This is a genomic window from Lentzea aerocolonigenes (genome assembly GCF_000974445.1).
Taxonomy (GTDB): Bacteria; Actinomycetota; Actinomycetes; order Mycobacteriales; family Pseudonocardiaceae; genus Lentzea; species Lentzea aerocolonigenes.
Genome location: NZ_BBOJ01000011.1, coordinates 294,679 through 315,595 on the forward strand (window position 1 = coordinate 294,679; position 20,917 = coordinate 315,595).

The 20,917-nt window shown below is 67.9% G+C and carries 16 protein-coding genes; 4 read left to right on the forward strand and 12 right to left on the reverse strand.

What is annotated here, in order from left to right; genetic code table 11:
- Positions 1-2 precede the first annotated feature (2 nt).
- Complete coding sequence (locus tag AOM45_RS22555; RefSeq protein ID WP_035909006.1) at positions 3-1,550, forward strand: MDR family MFS transporter; 1,548 nt, start codon at positions 3-5, stop codon at positions 1,548-1,550.
- A 91-nt stretch (positions 1,551-1,641) separates the two neighbouring features.
- Here AOM45_RS22555 and pdxY read toward each other — a convergent pair whose 3' ends face one another.
- On the reverse strand, positions 1,642-2,493 hold the full coding sequence (pdxY, locus tag AOM45_RS22560; RefSeq protein WP_030465397.1) for a pyridoxal kinase PdxY: 852 nt from the start codon (positions 2,491-2,493) through the stop codon (positions 1,642-1,644).
- Positions 2,494-2,675: 182 nt separating this feature from the next.
- Positions 2,676-3,287: a hypothetical protein gene (locus AOM45_RS22565; RefSeq protein ID WP_030465398.1), complete on the reverse strand. Its 612-nt coding sequence runs from the start codon at positions 3,285-3,287 to the stop codon at positions 2,676-2,678.
- A 171-nt stretch (positions 3,288-3,458) separates the two neighbouring features.
- Here AOM45_RS22565 and AOM45_RS22570 point away from each other — a divergent pair, with 171 nt between their 5' ends.
- Positions 3,459-5,630 carry a choice-of-anchor P family protein gene (locus AOM45_RS22570; protein ID WP_162185606.1) on the forward strand — a complete coding sequence of 724 codons (2,172 nt, stop codon included), beginning with the start codon at positions 3,459-3,461 and terminating at the stop codon, positions 5,628-5,630.
- A 136-nt stretch (positions 5,631-5,766) separates the two neighbouring features.
- On the opposite strand, the gene AOM45_RS22575 is transcribed toward AOM45_RS22570, so the two are convergent.
- The 4 genes from AOM45_RS22575 to AOM45_RS22590 all read right to left on the reverse strand — a co-directional run bounded on the left by AOM45_RS22575 (position 5,767) and on the right by AOM45_RS22590 (position 8,268).
- Complete coding sequence (locus AOM45_RS22575) at positions 5,767-6,906, reverse strand: CU044_5270 family protein (RefSeq protein ID WP_051782790.1); 1,140 nt, start codon at positions 6,904-6,906, stop codon at positions 5,767-5,769.
- Positions 6,899-7,510 (reverse strand): RNA polymerase sigma factor, encoded by a 612-nt coding sequence (locus AOM45_RS22580; protein WP_308202570.1) that lies wholly within the window; start codon positions 7,508-7,510, stop codon positions 6,899-6,901. Before AOM45_RS22580 ends, AOM45_RS22575 begins: the two co-directional genes overlap by 8 nt.
- Positions 7,511-7,570: 60 nt before the next feature.
- Positions 7,571-7,828 (reverse strand): hypothetical protein, encoded by a 258-nt coding sequence (locus AOM45_RS22585; RefSeq protein ID WP_030465402.1) that lies wholly within the window; start codon positions 7,826-7,828, stop codon positions 7,571-7,573.
- A gap of 140 nt (positions 7,829-7,968) precedes the next feature.
- Positions 7,969-8,268 (reverse strand): hypothetical protein, encoded by a 300-nt coding sequence (locus AOM45_RS22590; protein WP_030465403.1) that lies wholly within the window; start codon positions 8,266-8,268, stop codon positions 7,969-7,971.
- 206 nt (positions 8,269-8,474) lie between these two features.
- Between AOM45_RS22590 and AOM45_RS22595 the strand changes: the two genes are divergently transcribed.
- Positions 8,475-9,485, forward strand: coding sequence for an aldo/keto reductase (locus AOM45_RS22595; RefSeq protein WP_030465404.1), 1,011 nt, complete (start codon positions 8,475-8,477; stop codon positions 9,483-9,485).
- 276 nt (positions 9,486-9,761) lie between these two features.
- Here the strand turns inward: AOM45_RS22595 and AOM45_RS22600 are convergent, their stop codons facing one another.
- The 5 genes from AOM45_RS22600 to AOM45_RS22620 all read right to left on the reverse strand — a co-directional run bounded on the left by AOM45_RS22600 (position 9,762) and on the right by AOM45_RS22620 (position 18,465).
- Positions 9,762-11,162 (reverse strand): radical SAM protein, encoded by a 1,401-nt coding sequence (locus tag AOM45_RS22600; protein WP_030465405.1) that lies wholly within the window; start codon positions 11,160-11,162, stop codon positions 9,762-9,764.
- On the reverse strand, positions 11,162-13,672 hold the full coding sequence (locus tag AOM45_RS22605) for a glycosyltransferase (RefSeq protein ID WP_030465406.1): 2,511 nt from the start codon (positions 13,670-13,672) through the stop codon (positions 11,162-11,164). Before AOM45_RS22605 ends, AOM45_RS22600 begins: the two co-directional genes overlap by 1 nt.
- Before the next feature lie 174 nt (positions 13,673-13,846).
- The gene (locus AOM45_RS22610; RefSeq protein WP_051782791.1) at positions 13,847-15,226 is read right to left on the reverse strand and encodes a glycoside hydrolase family 43 protein; all 1,380 of its coding nucleotides are present in this window, start codon (positions 15,224-15,226) and stop codon (positions 13,847-13,849) included.
- Positions 15,227-15,264: 38 nt separating this feature from the next.
- Positions 15,265-16,746, reverse strand: coding sequence for a family 43 glycosylhydrolase (locus tag AOM45_RS22615; RefSeq protein ID WP_030465408.1), 1,482 nt, complete (start codon positions 16,744-16,746; stop codon positions 15,265-15,267).
- Between the two features lie 264 nt (positions 16,747-17,010).
- On the reverse strand, positions 17,011-18,465 hold the full coding sequence (locus tag AOM45_RS22620; protein ID WP_035909010.1) for a family 43 glycosylhydrolase: 1,455 nt from the start codon (positions 18,463-18,465) through the stop codon (positions 17,011-17,013).
- 320 nt (positions 18,466-18,785) lie between these two features.
- Here AOM45_RS22620 and AOM45_RS22625 point away from each other — a divergent pair, with 320 nt between their 5' ends.
- Positions 18,786-19,562 (forward strand): DUF1963 domain-containing protein, encoded by a 777-nt coding sequence (locus AOM45_RS22625; RefSeq protein ID WP_201780041.1) that lies wholly within the window; start codon positions 18,786-18,788, stop codon positions 19,560-19,562.
- Positions 19,563-19,619: 57 nt separating this feature from the next.
- Here AOM45_RS22625 and AOM45_RS22630 read toward each other — a convergent pair whose 3' ends face one another.
- Complete coding sequence (locus AOM45_RS22630; RefSeq protein WP_030465411.1) at positions 19,620-20,909, reverse strand: glycosyltransferase; 1,290 nt, start codon at positions 20,907-20,909, stop codon at positions 19,620-19,622.
- Positions 20,910-20,917 lie beyond the last annotated feature (8 nt).

Sequence of the window (20,917 nt, forward strand, 5' to 3'; positions counted from 1 at the left end):
CCGTGCCACGTGAGCCCCTCGACAGGTCGGTTCTGGCCGTTTTCTCCGGCCTGATGCTGGCGATGCTGGCCGCGGCGCTCGACCAGACCGTCGTGGCCACCGCGCTACCGTCGATCGTCGGTGACGTCGGAGGCCTCACACAGCTTTCGTGGGTGGTGAACGCCTTCGTCCTCGCCATCTGCGTCAGCACCCCGATCATCGGCAAACTCGCGGACATCTTTCCCCGCAAGACGTTGATGCAGATCGCCCTGCTCACGTTCCTGGTGGGATCGGTGTTGTGCGGTCTGGCCCAGTCGATGCCCCAGCTGATCGCGTGCCGTGCGCTGCAGGGCGTGGGAGCGGCGGGGATCATGGTGCTCTCGCAGGCGATCATCGGTGACCTGATCTCGCCCGCCGAACGCGGCCGGTACCAGGGCTTCATGCAGGCCGCGTTCGCACTGGCGACGGTCTCCGGCCCGCTCATCGGCGGTCTGGCCGCCTCCACCGTCGGCTGGCGCTGGATCTTCTACCTCAACCTGCCCGTCATCGCGGCCGCGATGATCGTGATCGCGATCCGGCTCGACCGCGGTGAGAGCAGCGGCCGGAGTCCGGTCATCGACTGGTGGGGCATCGTGTTGCTGTCCGGCGCGGTGAGCCTGCTGGTCCTCATCGCGGGCTGGGGCGGAACCACCTACAGGTGGACGTCCGCTCCGATCGTCGTCATGTCACTGGCCGCCGCGGTGCTGCTCGTGGTGTTCGTCCAGGTTCAACGCAAGACCGCTGAACCGTTGATGCCACTGCGGTTGTTCGCCAATCCGGTGATCAGGGTGGTCGCTCTCCTCGTCTTCACCCAGGGGTTCGTCACACTCGGCATCTCCACGTTCATGCCGCTCTACCTGCAACTGGTCCACGGTGCCTCTCCCGTCGCCGCGGGACTGCGGATGGCGCCGATGATGTTCGTCATGGCCGTGACCGCCTTCGTGTGCGGCAGGGCGATCACCAAACTGGGCAGGTACCGCGTCTTTCCCATCGCCGGAACCCTCACCCTGCTCGTCGGAGTGCTTCTCCTGGCCCAGCTCGGCATCAGCACGCCGGCCTGGTTCCAGTTGCTGGGGCTGGCCCTGTGCGGAGCGGGCCTCGGTATGACGAGCCCGGTCATGATGCTCGCGGCGCAGAACGCCGCCGAGTCCAGAGACCTGGGAGTGACGACCTCGACAACGACCTTCAGCCGCACGATGGGCGGCTCACTGGGGCTTGCCGTGCTGGGCACGGTGTTCGCGACTTCGTTGGTGGGCAGTACTTCCAGCGGAACCGTGAGCGGCTCCCTGCGCGACGTCGGGCACCACAGCACCACGATCAACCGCGCCGAACTGGACGCGCTGTCCGAGCCCGCACGCACAGAACTGCTCACCCACTTCGCCCAGGCGCTGCACGCCGTGCTGCTGACCGCACTCGGTGCCGCGGTGATCGGGTGCGCTCTCGCGTTCCTGCTCCAGGAACGGCCACTCCGGCGGACCACCCGCGGCAAGTCCCGATCCGATCCGGACACCGCCGAGGAAGCCAGGCCGTAGCAGTGACAAACGTCTGACGAGGGCGCCGACGAAGTCGTTGTCCACGCCGAAGACCGGCGACGGCGCCTGCGTCGTCCTGAGCGACTCGGGTTCAGCGCACCTGCTCGGCCTTGAACTGCATCCGCGGTGTTGCGTAGCAGTCCTGGGCCTGCACGAGCCGCAGCTCGCGCTCACCGGAGCGGTAGGTCAGGTCGATCAGGTCGAAGACGCTCGACGCGGTGCGTTCCAGCGCGAGCGCCGCATCGTTGGTCTGGGCGTAGTGGGCGGTGAACAGCGCGGCCGTGACGTCGCCGGACCCGTTCGCCTTGAACGGCAGTTGCGGGGTGCTCACGAGCCACGACCCGGCGGTGTCCACGACGAGCATCTCGACCGTGCCCTCCTCCCGGTCGGGCCGCTCGACGCTCGTGACCAGCACGGTCGACGGTCCCATCGCGCGGGCGAGGTCGGCCGACGCCAGCGTCTCCTCGACACTCGCGGGCTCGGTGCCGGTGAGGAAGCCCAGCTCGAACTGGTTCGGGGTGATGATGTCGGCCACCGGCACGACCCGGTCGCGCAGCAGCACGGGGATCTCCGGCGCGACGAAGCAGCCGGACTTGGCGTTGCCCATCACCGGGTCGCACGCGTAGAGCGCCGCCGGGTTCGCGGCCTTCACCCGGCTCACCGCGTCGATGATCACATCGGCGATGCCCGTGCCGCCCTGGTAGCCGGACAGCACGGCGTCGACCTGCGGGAACACTCCGCGTTCCTCCACCCCGAGCAGGATCTCGGCAACGTCCGACGGCGGCAGGAGCGGACCGCGCCACGCGCCGTACCCGGTGTGGTTGGAGAAGTTCACCGTGGGGATCGGGACGACCTCGACCCCGAGGCGCTGCAGCGGGAACACGGCGGCGGAGTTGCCGACGTGGCCGTGGGCGACGACGGACTGGATGGACAGAACCTTCATCCGCCCACCCTAGAACGGACGCCTCGACGTCCTGGTACCGCTGGACCACGTCGGGTGTTCATCCGCGGAAAACGGGGTGCGGCGGCGTTCTCCGGCGGCATGAGAGTGCGTTGCAGAGCCGAGTTCGCCGAACGCGGCTACAGGGTGGGCGCGAGTTGCCGGCGTCGGGGTCGCGTTTTCGTCTAGGACAAACTGACCAAATCGAGCAACGCGCGAGCGGACGACGTGGTAACGGCTTGAATCTGAGCGTTGTCGGTTTTGCCGGAAGCGTTGTACTCCAGAGTCAGCACCACGTTGGCCTTTCGAGCGACGAGAATCACCAGGCTTCCGTGGCCGGTGATTCTCGCCTCGTCGCCGACTCCGCTCACCGGTGTGTCCGCACCGAGTGTGTAGCCCGCAGACCCCTGAAATCGGGTGATCCGCGTCGCGGCATCGCGCTGTGCTTCTTCGATGCCACCGTGATCGCCGTTCCGCTGGAACAACGAGTATCGCGCGGTCAAAGGGGGAAAGTCGTTGGATTCCGCGCTGCCCCACTGACAGTCGGCACCGACGAAGTTCTCGCCGGAGGTCGGCGTCGGCAGACCGGTGTGAGGTGCTGGTACGCCCGGCAGATCCGGACACGAGGGAGGTAGCGCCGCCGCTTCGTGCCTCGTCGGCCACCACGGATTCAGCCACGGCTGGTAGGCCAAGGCGAGAGCGGCGCCGACCACGACGACGGCCGCGGTTGCGAGCCACGCGATCAGCGCGCGCCCACGCGGCCGACCGGCAACCCCTGGAACGTGAGGTTCCGTCATTTGTTCCCCCGGTGTCGTGCGCAACGGCTTCGGCAGCCTAGCCGAGTGGGAGATCTCGCGAAGTCGTTCGATCGAAGACCGAAGTAGTAGTACGTTGGGTTGGCGAATATCGCCACTACCGGGGGGTTGTGAAAAGTGAATTGGGGGAAACGCCGGTTCAAGGCTGCGGTCTTGACGGCGCTACTGGCATTGACTGCCGGTCTGACAGTTGTTCAACCGGCTGCAGCGGTCGCCGCTCCGAGCGATTTCGGGGCGAGTGCGCTCGGCAGCGCGACGGTCGCCACCATTGCCGACCGTGAGTACCACCACTGTCTGGACAGCGATTACAACGGGCACGTCTATCTCAACGCGTGCGGTCCCGGCAATTACTACCAGCAGTGGCATTCCCTGAACGGCACGCTGGTGAGCATCCAGACGGGCATGTGTCTGGACAGCAACGAACAGGGGGACGTCTACACCAAGCTGTGCGACGGAAGCCCGTACCAGAACTGGGGCAGCAGCGACGGCTACATCGGGAACCGGAAGACCATCCTGGTGCTGACCGCGCTCGACCCGCATTCGGTGCGGACCGGTCCGCCGATCGGCCTGGACCGGCAGGGCTGGGACGCCCGCGGGGTGGACGGTGCGTGCACTCCCGATCCGTTGAGGATGGAGATCGACCAGGTGCTCGACGACACCTGGACGAAGATCCAGGACACCCAGCAGAGTCCTGAGGGCATCGCCGGCCCGTGGGAGTGGACGGTGACGAGGGGCGAGGGCGAACACGTCACCGCTCAGACGACCACGACACTGGGCGTCGAGTTCAGCTTCAAGGCGTTGAAGGCGACCGGCTCCGAGGCGATCAACAAGGGCGTTGTCACCGACATGACCTACAGCGTCACCGCTCCCTTCAAGGCGAAGGTGCCCAAGGGACAGGTCATGTTCGCGAACTACGGCGTGCACAAGCAGAACTTCGTCTTCCACTGGCGGACCGGTGCGAAGGACTGCACGACTCTGGACAGCGGTCAGTACAGGCTGGAGGTCCCGTACGCGCAGGGCTTCTACTGGAACTGCGACACCCGGCTGGACCCCGACTGCAAGCAGAAGATCATCGATGCGAACTCGGGAACGAGCCGGGCCCAGCTCGCCGACACGTTCTACCCGTACTACGCGCTGCTCACGCCGGGACCGGAGGAGCCGCCGCAACCACCGGTGAAGAAGGCGACCAGCGTCAGCTACACCGGCCCGGCCACTGCGCCGTACCACGGCATCTTCACGGCCTCGGCCCAGGTCAACGCGGGCGGGCAACCCGTCGGCAACGGCCTGGTCACCTTCACTCTCGGTGGCAACCGCTGCGTGGCCGGGGTGAACTCCGCGGGCAGGGCGTCCTGCCCGATCAGGATCACGGACACGCCCGGTCAGGCGACCATGAACGTCAGCTACGCGGGCACTCCTGACTACCTGCCCAGCTCGACCAGCGCGGTCTTCACCATCACCAAGGCGGAGACGAAGCTCGCCTACACCGGTGTCCGGCGCGTCGCCACCGGAGAACCGGCTCAGCTCTCCGGTGTGCTGACCGAAAGCGGGGGCGCGGCCGTCGCGGGCCGTGCGCTGCGCCTGACGCTGGGAGAGGGAACGACGCAGCAGGCGTGCGAGGCGACCACCGACACCGCCGGTGCCGCGCAGTGCGTCATCCCGGTCGTGGATCAGCCGTTGAACGACACCGCGACGGTTCCCGTCTCGGCGAGCTTCGGCGGCGACGCGTTCTACCTGCCGTCCAGCGACACGGCCCAGGCCCGGTTGCAGCACTACACCGGGCAAGCCACCGGGCTGACCGCGGCGGTGAACCTGCCGTTGGTGCCGCTGCAGATCGGGCCGACTCCGGACACCGGGCGGATCCGCACCGCGAAGGCCTCGCGGACCACCACCCCGTGCACGGTGTCGGTCGGCGTCCTCGTCCTGAACGCCGACGCGTTGTGTCCCGAGGTCGTCACCACCCTGAACCCCGGCACGATGACGTCGACCGTGCGGGTCGACAAGGTGCACGTCGGCCTGCCAGGACTGTCGGTGATCGACATCGAGGGCCTGACCGCGACGTCGACAAGCTCCTGCACCGGGGCCAGCGGCTCGGCGAGGATGACGCTCGAGATCGACGGCGCGCGGGTGGCCGTGCCGACCGAACCGAACAGCAGCATCCCGCTGCCGGGAGGCGGACGGATCGTCGTCAACGAGCAGGCGCCGGTGACCGGCGCCGACTTCGGGCTGGTCGAGAACGCCGTGCACATCGTCGTGCCGGGCGTGGCGGGCAACCTGGTCGACATCACCGTCGGTTCGGCGGTCAGCGCGGCCCACAACTGCAAGTAGCTCGACCTGCGAAGGCCCTCGGCGTGGTGCCGGGGGCCTTCCTCGAACCCAGGGCGATCAAGAGGATCATCACCAGTGGAGTGCGAGCAGGGCCACGACCGCCGGCTCCGCCGTTGCCGCCGAACGTGTTCCCCGGCTAACTCGCCGGGACCACGCCGATGGCGTCGGCGATCTTCGTCGTCACGGAAACGCTGCCGGTCACGGTGCCGGGCTTGATCCACGGATAGTCCGCCTGCGCCTTCGCGACGGTCCGCTCGCCGATGATCTCGCCCTTGTCCGGGTCCACGATCAGATCGCGGCGCTCCTGGTCGCTGTCCAGGCCGAGTGCGAGGCCCTTGCGCCCGTCCGGGGTGGTCGCCTCCTCGACGACCTTCACGCCGTCGATCTTCGACATCGCACGCAGGAGGGGGCTGCGCAGGTCGGCCGGCATGATCCCGGAGTTCAGGAACTGGATGCCGAAGTGGAACATCGTGCTCGGGGACGAGCCGCGCTGGGAGGTGTAGTTCTTCAGCCACGCCAGCAACTGGTCGGGATCGCGCGGCAGGTTCGCGTAGAACGCGGGCTGCCCCGAGTCGGTGGCGTCGCCGCACACCTTCTTCGGCTGGGACTTGGGGAAGAAGTCGCCGCACGCGCCGCGCCGCTCGCCCTTGTCGGTGTCCGCCGGCTGGTACGCGGGCACCTCGGCCGCGGGCATGGAACTGCCGATCAGCTTCGCGGAACCGGGGACGCGCTTCTCCAGCCACTCCTGCGTCACGTCCGCCGGGATCCAGGTCTGGTAGGTCACGTCGGCGAGGTAGGTGTAGCCGGCCGGGGCGCTCACGACTCCCTGCGGGGTCCCCATCTGGAATCCGCGCAGGTAGGAGCCCTTGACCTCGACGTACCGGTACTGGCCCGACTTCAGTTCCGGGTCCTTGGCGGTGATCTTGTCCGCCGCGTCGTTCAGGACCTTGGACGCCGAGAGGAGCGACACGTCGCGCTTGGTGGGCTGCTGTGCGGTGGTCGGCTGGGCCACGGGCGGTGCCGGTGCTCCGCCGCCCCCGCCGAGGGCGGCGACGCCTCCCACGACCGCGGCCGCCGCCGCTGCCGCCACGCCGACGACCAGGCCACGACGGCGAAAGGGCGACTTGGCCGCCGGGGCACCCTGCGCGGACGCTTCCCGCATCAGCTTCGCGCGGGCGTCGTCGAGTGATCGGGTGGACATGCGTGCCTCCAGGTGCAACGAGGCGAGCGCCTCGTCGAGTTGACGATCGGGGTTGTGGTCGCCGCGCTCAGTCATCGCGGTTCTCCTCTTGAGCGGTGCGGAGATGTGCTTGGAGCTTGTGGCGCACCCGGTGCAGACGTGACCGGACAGTGCTTGCCGGCATGCCGAGAGCGGCCGCCACCTCGATCGGCTCCAGCCCGGCCCACGACGTCAGCAGCAAGACGTCACGTTCCTGCTCGGTGAGCGAGGCCAGCCCGTCGGCCAGGTGCCTGGACGACCGTTGGGCGTCCAGGCGGTCGACGGTCTGCGCGTCGTGCTCGACGCCCGCCTCCCGAAGGGCGTGCACGCGAGCGGTAGCCCGGTAGCCGCGTATCTCCGTGCGGACGTGGTTGCGCGCCAGGTTGGTGGCGATTCCGTACAGCCAGCCGCGGACGGGGGACTGCTCGGGGTCGTAGCTCGCGCGCCTGCGGAGAGCCACCAGGAACGTCTCCGCGACCAGGTCGTCGGCGATGTCGACGCCGACCCGGCCCGCCAGATAACCGTGCAGGGCACGGGCGTACGTGTCGAACAGCCTGGCGAACGCGGCGGTCGGCTCCGCGTTGGCGAGGTCGGGACGTGTGTCGTCAACGTCCGGAGCGCGTTGCGCCTGTTGTGCTCTGCGTTCCTCGATCCGGTTCACGCTAGTTGTTGTCCGGGGACGCCGCTCGCGTCCCCGGACGACCGGGTGAAGTGACCGGCGTCACTCTTTCAGCGTGTTCCGCAGGGACATGTACGTGAACGCCGGGCGTCGGTGAAGATCATCGACAGGACCTTGACGATGGTGGCGACCTCGGGCGGGGTCGAGCCAGGTGTTGCGGCGTTGACCGGTCTCGATGTCGGCGGCGTAGTTGTCGGCGGCACGTTGTGTGGTGAAGCCGGAGATCGAGGCGGTGTGCCCGCCGCCGGTGCGGTAGCGGACGCGCCAGGAGTGCATGCCGATCTGTTCTGACCAAGCCATGGCGCCCCCGGCCACAGCTGGACTGAGAGGTCTCAGTTGCGCGCTCAGAGCTTCTTGAACGCAAGCTGACCCGGCGATCGGTCTCAAGGACAGGTATCGCAACGCCCGACTCGCGGCAGAAGAGGGCGTTTCGCCGGCCGTCAGTGGAGATCCAGCAACGTTTCGAACCGGGCTGCCAGCACGGTGTCGAACTCGCCACTGATGATCATGCTCAGGGTGCCGCCGTCATGATCGCGCGCGATCCGGAGGTCGAGGTCCGGGGTGCCCACGACCGGGTACTCGAACCAGGTGCCACGTGGCAGATCAGCGTTGGTCGACGCAATGCCGGCTTCGAGCGCGCCGTCGTCGAGGTCGCTCCACTCGTAGCGAACGAGCATGGCGATGTACTCGACGACCCTGGCCAAGTGGTCCTCGAAGATCCACCCACTTACTTCGCGCACCCGTGGATCATGTGCCATCCGGCCCTCTCCCGGCATCCGCAATTCGGCAGAAGCGGACGTTCACGGCACTCGGAGCGGAGGCCGTCCGTGATGACTGGTCCTGGCGAGCTGCTCAGCACCTGCTCCGCGTCCTGCCACATCCGGTCGCGCCGGCGTGAAGCGCGCGTATTGCGTTAGAGCGCGCTCTAGCTCATAGGTTCGGAAGCATGCGATACGCCAAACTCGGAACGACCGGACTGGAAGTCTCGGCCATCGCGCTCGGCTGCATGAGCTTCGGCGAGCCGGGTCGGGGCGGCGAGCCCTGGTCGCTGGGCGTGGACGCCAGCCGGGACATCATCAAGCAGGCCCTCGAGGGCGGCGTCAACTTCCTCGACACGGCCAACGGGTACAGCGCCGGAAGCAGCGAGGAGATCGTCGGCCAGGCGGTCAAGGACTTCGCCCGGCGCGAGGAGGTCGTTGTGTCCACCAAGGTGTGGATGCGGATGCGCCCCGGCCCGAACGGCGCCGGGCTGTCTCGCAAGGCGATCTTCGCCGAGCTCGACGCCTCCTTGCAGCGACTGGGGACCGACTACATCGACCTGTACCAGATCCACCGCTGGGACTACGACACCCCGATCGAGGAGACCCTCGAGGCGTTGCACGACGCGGTCAGGTCCGGGAAGGTCCGCTACCTCGGAGCCTCTTCCATGCACGCCTGGCAGTTCGCCAAGGCCCTGTACCTGGCCGACCTGAACGGCTGGACGCGGTTCGTGTCGATGCAGGACCACTACAACCTCATCCATCGAGAAGTGGAGCGGGAGATGCTTCCGCTCTGCGCCGACCAGGGCATCGGCGTGATCCCGTGGAGCCCGCTGGCGCGCGGCAGGCTGACGCGAGGCCGGGACACCGCCACGGCGCGTGCCGGGACCGATGAGGGTGGCAAGATCCTCTACCGCGTCGAGGACCAGGCAGTGGCTGAGCGGGTTCACGAGATCGCGGGCGAGCGGGGTCTGTCCCCGGCCCAGGTCGCCCTGGCCTGGGTCATGCGCAACCCGGTGGTGACCTCGCCCATCGTCGGGGTCACCAAGCCGGCGCAGCTGGCCGACGCGGTTGCCGCGGTGGATGTCGAACTCGACGAGGACGAGGCCGCCTACCTGGAGGAGCCCTACCAGCCGCACGAGGCCGCCTACCTGGCGGAGTCCTTCTACAAGTCGCGCCCTGTGGCGGGTTCCCGATAGTCCGGACGTTCGCAGTTGGGAGGACGTGGTCCCGCTTCCAGTTCCTCAACTGAGGTCAGCGTGTCCGGTCGCCCCGCACTACCCGAGCCCCGCGAAGAGGTCGGTTTCCGGGACGGGTGACCCGGTGGTGTCCCGCGCCCGGATGAAGTCCTCGACGCCGAACGCCTCGGCGAACTCGGCTGGTGGCAGCCTGCCCGCGAGCGAGGACTCGAGCTGGGAGGACTGGCAGTGCAGCGCGGCGCGCCTCCGGGCGACGACCGCGCGGGTGTCGTGGTGTCAGAGTTCCGTGTTGATGATCGCTTCCACCAGGACCTCACCGTCCTCGGTCAGCGAGACTCCGCCGGGGTCGACCGAGATGAGACCGCGTTCGGCCAGCGAGCCGAACTTCTCGCGCCACGGGCTGTCGTGCAGCGACCTGCCGTACCGGGCGCGGTGCAGGTCCGAACGCACCGGCTGCAGGGTCGACAGCGCCATCTTGACCGCCCTCGCCTCCTGCGCGGTGGCGTCGAATCCGGTTGCCGAACCGAGCGGCACGCGGCCCGCCTCGACGGCTTGGGCGTAGTTCTTCCAGTTCACATCGGTGATCGCCTCGGAGGCGCGGCAGCTGGAACTGCCGCCCAGGCCGATCGCGACCTCGGCCTCCTGCTTGTCCTGGTCCACCATGATGGACTTCCACTTCTCCGGGCCGAGGCCGTCACGGGCGAAGTACATCGTGGGGTGCTCGGTGTAGCCGGCGGCGCGCAGGCCGTCGGTGAGCACCTCGCGCATCCGGTACTGCTGCCGCAGCGACGGCCAGAAGTGCCCGTCGCGCACGAGCTTCTCGCGGTACCGCGGCAACTGCCACGGCGCGGGCTGTTCCCCGGCCACGCCGGTTCTGATCTCGGCGTAGGACTTCAGGTGCAGCTTGGTGCACACCACGGCGGTGATCTCGTTCTCCAGCACCACGTCGAGGTCGCGCTTCACGCTGTCGACGGTCTGGTCCAGCAGGCCGTACATCAGGTCGATGCTGATCCACTCGAAGCCCGCGATCTGGGCGTTGCGCACGAAGTCGACGCACATCTGCGCCGTGTGCTCGCGCCCGCACTCCCGCAGGACGTCGTCGTCGAACGACTGCACGCCGCTGGAAAGCTTGGTGCAGCCCAGTTCCCGCAACGCTTCCAGCTTCGCCGGGGTGAACGTGCTCGGATCGCCCTCGAAGCGGATCGTCGTGTCCGCCGTGAACCCGAAGTTCTCCCGGTAGAAGTCGAGGAGCCGGCGGATGTCCTTCTCCGGCAACAACGACGGCGTGCCGCCGAAGACGTTGAACTCACCGACCGGGGCGTTCTTCAGCTCCGGCACCCGCCGCAGCCAGAGCTCGGCCTCCCTGATGTTCCAGTCCACCCACTGCGACAGCTTCTCCTCGGCGCGGCCGCCTTTGACGAGCACGACCGGGTATTGGCAGAAACGGCACTTGTAGGCGCACGTCGGGATGTACGACCAGAGGTGGATCGGTGCCGTCCCCGTGAGTTGGTCGCTCAGATCGGTGAGGAAGTCGTCGACGCGGTAGCCGGGGACGTTGCCGGGGAACACGTGCGCCCCGAACGGGTCCTCGGTGACGTAGTCGAGCAGGTGTGCGTTGGCGGGGTTTTGCAGGGCCGCCCACACCCTCGGTTCTTCGTGCGTCAGAACACTGTCCATCAGAACACGCCTCCGTTGCCGAAGTAGTTGTGCGCCTCCCCGGACTCGCGGTCCTCGCAGTAGTACTTCACGAACTCGGCGAACCTGTCCTCCGGCACCGCGTCGAAGCACTCCGGCAGCGGCGGTGGGTAGCCGATGTCCTCGCCGACGGTGGCGCGCAGCCGGGCGAAGATCTCGTCGGAGAACTCGAAGTAGAGCCGGTACGACGGCGTCTTGTAGGAGTGGATGGGCAGGAAGTCGACGACGCTCATCTCGGTCTTGATCTCCGCGATCCGCGTGCGCAGCCTGGCCGCCAGGCCCTCGCCGAAGAACGCGATCACGGCGTCCTCGTCCAGCAGGGACGGGGTCAGCAGCACGGGGAGGATCGTGTTCTTCGGGGTGAAGTCCTTGATCGAGAACTCCCAGGCCTGCTGCGCCTCCGCCTCGGTGAGGTCGGCGGTCGTCGGCGGCGCCTCGGGCCGGATGTCTCGCATGACGATGATGCCGTCGTTGCCGTACGCGCGGCCGGAGATGACCTCGTCGATCGCGTGGTTCACGCGCCGCGGGTTGATCTCGACCCGCGACTTCGGAGCGTAGGTGATGTCGTGACCGGAGCTCGCGACCTTGATGCCGAAGTCCCAGTCGTCGGACAGGTGGTTGACGAACCTGCCGTTCCGCAGCTGGTAGAAGATCTCGATGCCACCGACGTCCTCGTAGGCTTCGCGCTCGACCGCGAAGCCCTTGCCGTCGGGAAACCCGCCGAACAACGAGAAGGTCACCGCGCGGCACCGCAACGTGCGCTGGATGGCGTTCCAAAGTCTTGGCCTGCCAACGAAGTGCTCGGCGTTGTAGTAGTAGTCGCACACACCGATCGCGGCCTTGTCCCTCTCCATGACAGCGAGAAGTTCGGTGAGCCAACGGCCGTCGACCCGGCAGTCCGCGTCAGCCGACACCAGGTAGAAGCGCTCGCCGGGGTCCTTGCGGTTGCGGCTTCTGCGCACCGCGAACTCCATGCCGGCTCGGCGCGCACATGCCACCCCCTGCTCGCGTTCGCTGATCACGTGGACGGCGACCGGCGAGCGCTCGGCGAACCTGCGCGCGATCTCGACCGTGTCGTCCGTGGAGTTGTTGTCCACCAGCACGATCTCGTAGCTGCCGGGATCGATGTCCTGCTGGTCGCGCAGGGACAGCAGCACGTCCTCGATGTTCGCGGCCTCGTCGAACACCGGCAGCACCACGCTGAGCCGGACGTCGGGCCCCATCGCGGGCGGGAACAACCTGCCCACCAGGTCGTTCGCGGTCTCGCGGCTGTGCGTGCCGACCCGCCTGTTGTGCGCCACCACGTCCGCCCGCCTCTCCGCGTTCGTCATGAGCTCGTGGACCTGCCGGACGAACTCGGGCGTCGGCAGGTCGTGGGACAGGATGTCGAGCACCGGGGCCTCGTAGCCCGCGTACACCGTGTCGTACAGGGCGTAGCGGCTCGTGATGTACGGCACGCCGGCCGCGATCGCCTCGCCGATGGGATTGCCGAAGCTCTCGTAGTCGTACGACGTCAGGAAGGACACGACGTCGGCGTGTGCCAGCAGGTCGCGCACCGAGAACCCCGGACCGGCCGACTCGCACGGCTCCAGCACGCCCCCGAAGACGACATGCACCCGGAGCTCTTCGGCGAGCGCACGGAGTTTCCTGGTCTCGGCCGGATCCTCCTCGGTGTCGCCGGCGATGAACAGACAGGTGCCCGGCAACTGGGCCGCCAGGTGCAGGTCGCGATCGAGACGCTTCTGCGGAATGATCCGCGTGAACCTGGCGATGATCCTGGTGCCCGGCGCGATGCCGTGGTGGGCGAGGAAATCAGGCCGGGCAGGGCGGCTCGGTTCGGTGAAGGTGTTCGGCAGCAGGTCGAGGTTGCGCAGCTGCGGCATCCACTCCAGCGTGCGCCGTCTCGCGTCCTCGTGCAACGCGAAGTAGTGGATGTGCGGCGAGTTCACCATCGGAGGCGTGGCGGGGTAGGGGAAGCTGCCGTACTTGGCCGGCTCGCTCTGCCACATCAGGTCGTGGTCGCGCCACAGCACGTAGCGGCCGAGCTCGTGCGCCGCACCGTACCTGGCGATCGCCAGGTAGAGCGCTTTCGTGTACGCGACGTTCTCCGGCAACGTGCCGTTCTCGACCACGACGAGTGCGACACCGCGGTCTTCCCAGGTGCGCACGATCGCGTCGGCGAGTTCTTCGGCGATGCGATCGGTCTCGGGCACCTCGTCGCGGCGCACGGCTTCCAGTGTCGCCGCAACGAATTCCTGGTCATATCCCGCAATGCGCGCAATGCCGTCGACGCGGTCGAGCGTGACCCAGTCCGGCACGCGTTCGTTCCGATACGGCTCGAAGAATCTTCCCTTGTCGGCCTTGATGTCGTAGCCGAGGTCGAGATGAACGCGATAGCCCTGGTCAGCGAAGGATCTGGCGGTTTTGAGAAACTCGACCACCACGCCGGACATGGCCGCGGCATCGAACGAGACACCCCAAAGAGCCGGCATAGGCTGCTCCGTTTCGAGTGATTCACTCTCACTCGAAGCTAGCAGGGAAGCGCTTCCACGCCAGATCGCGTCTCAATCGGCTCCGCTCGGTCCCGCCGCCCGCAGTCGGATTGATCATCTGTGCCGGTCAGCGCTGCCACCGGACGGCGGCAGCGCTGACCGGCGTTCGTGGTGTCAGTACACGACGCGGAAGGTCGCGTCGGCACGGCCGGTCGCGGTCGTGATCTCGTCGATGCGCAGCACGTAGGCCGAGTGCCGCAGGTAGCGGGTCGGGTAGTTGACCGAGCGGAACGACGACCAGGAGGCGTCAGCGAGGCCGGCGACCTCGGTGAACGTGGCGTCGGCGGCGAAGATCGAGGTCCCGTCGTTCTGCATGAGCTTGACCTCGAAACCCTGGTGCCGCAGGAAGTAGCCGGGCTTGTTGACCGACTCGAACGACACCGCGTTCGGATCGGAGAGGCCGGCCCGCAGCCGCCACTGCGAGTCCTGGTACGGCTCGAACGGCAGCTCGTCGATGCGGCCGACGGAGTCCGCGTGCCTGACGTAGCGGCCGGGGAAGTTGAGCGACTTGACCCGGTTCCAGCTCGTGCCGCCGTAGCGGGCGAGCAGGCGGTCGCGGTCGGCCGCGGAGATCGGGTGGATCGTGTTGTGCTTGCCGTTCAACGGCGCGGTGTAGGACTGGCGGCCGACCTTCGTCCACGTCGCCGCGGCGAGGTCGCCCTCCCACAGGTCGAACTTGGCGTTGGGGCAGTAGGTGTCGGCCCACAGCCACCACTGGCCCGCGGTCAGCGACTTGACCAGCGTCGGCGCCTCGGTGCACCGGTTGTCGCCGATCGCGCCGCTGTAGCGGGTGAAGCTGCCCGGCTGCAGCGACGTCGAGCGGGCGCCGATGATCCCGGTCGTCGCGTCGTTGCGGTAGTACAGGTAGTTCATCCCGTTGACGTTGGTGATCACGTGGGAGTCGATGACGGACGTGCCGGGGTCGAAGAACACGACCGGCGTGGTCGCGGTGACGAAGTCGGTGGTGTAGGCGACGGAGATCACCGCGTGCGAGCCGCCTGGAGGGACGGTGGAGAACGTGATGCCGTAGGCGTTGCGCGAGGGGTCCCAGTGGAGCGCGGGCGCCCAGCTGAAGGAGGTGGTGTTGGTCGAGTTGACGTTGAGCAGCCGGTCGGCCGACCAGTTCACCAGATCCGGGGAGGTCCAGACGTGGATGTTCTGGTTGGGTTTGGTGAACGAGCCGCCGACCGGGATGTCGGTCGCGAGCACGACCCACGTGCCGTTGTTGAGCCGGGTGATGAACGGGTCGCGGATGCCCTTGGTGCCCGCGGTCGGTGTGAGGACGGCGTTGTTGTCGTTGAGCGGAGTCCACTCCAGACCGTCGTCGCTGACGGCGAGGTGGACGGCGTTGACGTTGCCCGAGCCGTTCTGCGACTCCTTGAAGTACCCCATGACGTAGGCGGCATCGGCTGCCTGTGCGGGAGCGGCGCCGACGCTCACCGCGAGCCCTGTTGCGACGAGCCAGCAGACGGCCAGCCGGAGAAGTCTCACCATGATCGTTTCCTCTCGCGATCCGTGCTGCCGTGTCCGCATCAGGCGAGGTCCCACTGCTGGACGGCCAGGCCGTTGCAGGTCCACTGCCGGACCTCGGCGCCGGGCTGCGTGCCCCAGTTGTAGTTGTCCAGGCACAGCCCGCTGTGCTTGTTGACCAGCGTGGTGCGGCCGTTGGTGGTACTCAGCCGCCACTGCTGGACCGCGAGGCCGTTGCACGTGTACTGCTGCACCGGCGAGCCCGGAGCGGTCGCGAAGTCCTTGTTGTCCAAGCACAATCCGTTGTAGCCGTTGAAGATCTCGTAGTAACCGTCGCCCTTCGGCGTGAGGTACCAGTCCTGCACGGCCGCGGTGTTGCAGGTCCACTGCCGGACCTCGGCGCCGGGCTTGAGGCCGAAGTTGTAGTCGTCCAGGCACAACGCGCTGTGCCGGTTTTTGATGTGCACACGTGCCACCGGACCGCCGGTCTCACCCGAGGGGCCTTGCAGCACGGTGGAGGTGGAGACCGGGGTGCCGAGGTTCGGCGTGCCGTCGGCGTTCCACGAGATCTTCTGGACGCGGGTGGTGCGGGTCGTGCCGCAGCCCTGCGACGCCGAGTCGTTGGCGTGGTAGGCGATCCACGTCTCGGAGCCGTCCGGCGAGGTGAAGAACGAGTGGTGGCCGGGGCCGAACACGCCGTTCGCGTCGTTGCGCTCGAAGATCGGGTTCTGGAACTTCGACCAGGAGCTCGCTGCCAGCGGGTCGCCGCCCGTGTACTCCAGCATGCCCAGCTTGTAGTTGGGGCCCCAGCACGCGCTGGCCGAGTAGGTCAGGAACGTGCGGCCGTTGCGCTGCAACGCGAACGACCCCTCGTTGACGTTGCCCTCCTGCCGCTCCCAGGCCAGCGTGGGCGCGGAGATGCGGGTGCCGAACGCCGAGACCGACCACGGCGTGTCCATCGGTGCGATGAACAGCGACTGCAGACCGTCCGAGCCGAACGCGGAGAAGTGGAAGTAGTTGACGCCGTTGAGCTTGAGCACCGCGCCGTCGATCGCCCAGCCGCCGTTGGGCATCAGGTTGAGGATGCCGCGGTAGGTGTACGGCCCCAACGGGTCACTGCCCGCGCTCTCCAGGACGTGCGTGCGGCGCTCGCCGAACCCCGCCTTCGGCTGCACCGAGTAGTAGATGTACCAACGGTTGTTGATCTGCTCGAGGTGCGGCGCCCACATCGTGCAGCAGCCGTCGTTCTGGGTCGCCGTGAAGACCCGCTGCTCCGGCGCGCTGCGCAGGGCGGCGATCGTGGTCGACTTGCGCATCACGACGTCCGACGTCCACGTCGTCGCGACGTAGTAGTACGCGCCGTTGTAGGTGACCAGTGTGGGGTCCGCGCTGTTCGGCAGAGGCACGACGGGGTTGACGAACGACGGGCCGGGCGCCGCGACTGCGACACCCTGGCCGATCAGGACCGACGACAGCGCTACGAGGAAGCTCGCGACGAGCGACAGCAGACGCCGCGAGGCTGGACGGGGCCGGGAAGACATCATGATCACTCCGGGGGCCGCAGGGTTTCGGACTCGTGCGGGCTCGCACGACCGCGTTGCACGACACGGGGACAGGCTTGACCGGCTCCACGGTCCAGTGGCGGCGTCACGCAACGGTGGCGGCGTGGTTCACGCTCAGCAGGGCACCACGATGCGCCCGCCTGACCGCGAGTTCCACCGGCAACGTCGCACCACCAGGGCGCGGGAGGGCGGTGGCCGGGCTGACCACCGCCCGGCCACCGAGGTTCGGTTACGACAGGCGGACCGTCACTCCAGGATGAACGTGGAGTCGGCGCGGGCGACGGTGTCGGTCGCGGTGGTCAGGTTGACGGTGGTGCCGTTGTGGCGCAGGTAGCGGCCGGGGAAGTTCTGCGACTCGAACGACACCGCCGAACTGTCGGCCAGGCCCGCGCGCTGGAAGAAGCTGGCGTCGTTGCGGAACAGCGCGCTGCCGTCGTTGCGTTCGACCCAGAACTCGTAGTTGCGGTGCCGCAGGTAGTAGCCGGGGAAGTTGGTCGACTCCAGCGACACCGTGCCGGAGCCGTTGAGGCCGGTCACGATCCGGAACTGCGAGTCCGCCAACGGGTTGACGCCTGCCTCGACCTTGGCCCGGTACTCCCAGTGCCGCACGAACCGGTCCGGGAAGTTGTACGACTTGAGCCGCACCGGGGTGACGCCGTCGGCGACCGGGATGCCGAAGTTCGGCGTGCCGTCGGCGTTCCAGTAGACCTTTTGCGCGCGGGTGCGGCGGTCGGGATTGGCGAGCGGGTCACCGGCGATGTCGCGGTAGCCGCGGTCGTGGTAGACGAGGATGTCGCTCTGCCCGTCCTCGGACACCGTGAACGAGTTGTGGCCGGGGCCGTACTGGCTCGTCGCGGAGTTGCTGGCGAACACCGGGTTCTGACTCTTGGTCCACGACGACGGGTTGAGCAGGTCGGCCGTCGACGACGCGGAGAGCATGCCGAGGCAGTAGTTCGCGTCGGTCGCGCTGGCGGAGTAGGTCAGGAAGATCCGGCCGTCGCGCTGGATCACCGCCGGTCCCTCGTTGACCCTGGCCCCGCGGGTTTCCCAGGTCAGCGTCGGCGCCGTCAGCTTCGTCACCGTCCCGGTGATCGTCCACGGGTCGGCGCCCATCCGCGCGAGGTAGATGCTGGAGTCACCGCCGGGTTCGGCCTGCGCCCAGCTCAGGTACCGCACGCCGTTCGCCACGAACGTGGTCTCGTCGAGCGAGAACGTGTCCCACGGCGTGACGATCCGCCCGCGCTCCACCCAGGTACCGGTGAGCGGGTTGGGATCGGCGGTCTCCAGCACGTACATGCGGATGCGCCACTTGTCGTCGGACCGCCCGGCGGTGAAGTAGACGTACCACTTGCCGTTGATGAAGTGGATCTCCGGCGCCCAGATGTGCGCGCCCATCTCGCCGGTGGCGTGCTTGCGCCAGATCACCGTCTCCGGCGCGCTCGCCAGTCCCTGGATCGTGGTCGCACGGCGCAGCACGATCCGGTCGTACTCCGGCACCGTCGCGGTGAAGTAGTAGAAGCCGTCGGTGTGCTTGAAGACGTGCGGGTCCGCCCGCTGTTCCGCCAACGAGTTCGTGAACTGCACGGCCGGCGACGCGTGCGCCGTCGGCATCACCACCACCAGGCCTGCGAATGCGGTGGCGACCGCCAACGCGACCACAGCCAGTCTGCGGACGAACCGCCTCGGAACAGCAGTGTTCATCGGTCCACTCCATCGTGGGGTCGAGGGGGTGTGAACGCTAACAGTGCCCGTCCGTGCAGCTCAAGACCTTCTTTCCGGAAAGTTGCCTCTATCGGCGGCTGGACCTCTGCTGAATGGTGGTATTCGGCCTCGAACGGTCCGGGTCCGTAGTCGGGCGACTGCTCGGCACGAGCGCTGTTAGCGATAACAGGGACGGGTTCGCATCGGGTCCGTGCGACAGCTCGCCGGCGGGGAAACGCCGCGAGGCCCGGTTCAGTCCCAAGTGGACAGAAGTGCGGAGGACGTGGACCGCGTGATCACGCAACTGGCAAGATCACGCAGTGAGCTTCGTCGGTGAGCACGTCATCGCAGGACTGGCCGAACGGCACGGCGTTCCCCCTGGCGTGGCGCAGGAGTTGAGCGGGCTGCTGCGTCCTTCTGTTCTCCTGGTGCGGCACGAGGACCTGCCGAGCGGCATCGAGTCGCCAGGTCGTCCTGCCGGGCGAACAGGTGGACTGCCTTCGCTGCCGGAGGGCGTCGAATGGCCGGCCGGGGCGGAACCGTTCGCGTTGGCCGTGGACTGCGCGGCCCTGCCCGGCGGCTGGCTCGACATCGACCTGCCGCCGGACGGGCACCTGGTGTTCTTCACCAGCTTCCGGTACGAACCCGAGCGCTCCGCGGTGCTCCACGTTCCCGCGGGGATCCCCACGACAGAGCGCGTTCCGCCGGCGGACATGGACGACCAGGAAATCGTCCCCCACGAACCGCACTCGTTGTACGCGGTGGCCGGGTTGACCATCGACCACGACTGGGACTGCGCCCCGGCGACGAGTGCGTTCGGCGACAGCGCACCGGGCCGCGACGAGGTTCTGGAAGGCTTCGTGGAGGCGGTCCTGAACAGCATCCACAGTGGACCCGCACCAAACGCCGTCGCGCAGATCGGTGGGTTCTCGAGGCAATGGCAGGTGCCGCCCGACCAGGACGGGCTCGTGTTGCTGGTCCAAATCGCGGGAAACGGTGTCGACGAGACCCTGTTCACGTTGAACCTGGCCGTCGGAACCCGCGAGGCCATCGCCGCCAGGCGCTGGGAGGAACTCGAGTGGGAACAGCAGTGCTGAACCGAGAAGCGAACGCTGTGCGGCGGGCGAGACCGGATGGCCTCGCCCGCCTGCCTCTCACTTCCGGAACGCTTCCGCGACGACGTCCGTGATCAGCCGCAGACCGTCGACCTTCTCGTACGCCCGTGAGAGTTCGGCGGCCCTGTCCCGATAGGACGGTGTCGTCAGGATCTGCCGGACGGCGCCGGCCACCTCGTCCGGCGCCGGACGCTGGGTTCGCAGGTCGATGCCGAGGCCGAGTAATCCGACCCGTGCGGCGATCGCGGGTTTGTCCTCGGTCTGGCCTGCCACCACGACCGGAACGCCCGCGGCGAGCGCCTGCTGCGTGGCGCCGTAGCCGCCGTTGGTGACGAACACGTCCGCACGCGGCAACAACCGGTCGAACGGCACGAACTCCTCGATGACGGCGTTCGCCGGCACGGGCCACTTCAGCGCGACGGGCGGGCGTCCTAACGCCGCGACCACCAGCATGTCTTCGCCGTCGAACGCGGCCAGCGCCGGCTCGACCAGTTCGGAGAGGTCGTCGTTGGCCAGCGTGCCCTGCGTCACCACGACGACCGGGCGGTCGCCGTCCAGCTCGGGCCACCAGGCGGGTTCGGTCCAGCCCTCCGGGGCGACCGGCGGCAGCGGCCCGACGAACCGCACCAGGTTCTCCGGCAGGTCGGAGCGGGGGAACTCGAACTCCGGCACGGTCAGCTGCAGCACGTCGTCCGGCTCGGTGTACATCGTGGAGAAGTAGTTCGGCATCGTGAACCCGGTCGCGCCCAGGCCGTCGACCACGCGCTGCAGGTACTCGGCCGCACCGGACAGCGCGGCCGCGAGCCCGGCGTTCATCGCGCGGTTCGCCTCCACCTGGTCGCTACCCGGAACAGCCGGCGCCGGGCCGAACGGCGTGGTGTCGTCACTGGGGTAGTAGAGCGGCGAGATGCCGACGCCGATCCAGCGACGCGGCCGGACACCGGCACCGTGCAGCGACGGCAGACCGCCGAGGAACATCAGTTCGGCGACGACCACCGCGTCCGGGTCCTCGGCCAGCAACTCCTGAATCAGCGCGTGCTGGTCGGGGATGGCGTCGCCGAAGACGTGCGAGATGTCCCAGGTGAGCATCTCGGGACCGGGGGAGAGCGTGGACCGCTCAGGGAAGAACTCGGCCATCCGGCGGTCGTCGTAGGCGGCCTTCCCGGTCAGGGGCCGCAGGGTGGCACCCACCTGCGCGACGTGGTCGGCGAACCGCTCACCGCCGACGAAGGTGACGTCATGTCCGGCGGTGACGAGCTCGCCGGCGATCTGGATCATCGGGAACGTGTGGCCCGCCAGCGGACTGGCGGCCACGACAACACGACTCACGAGTTGCT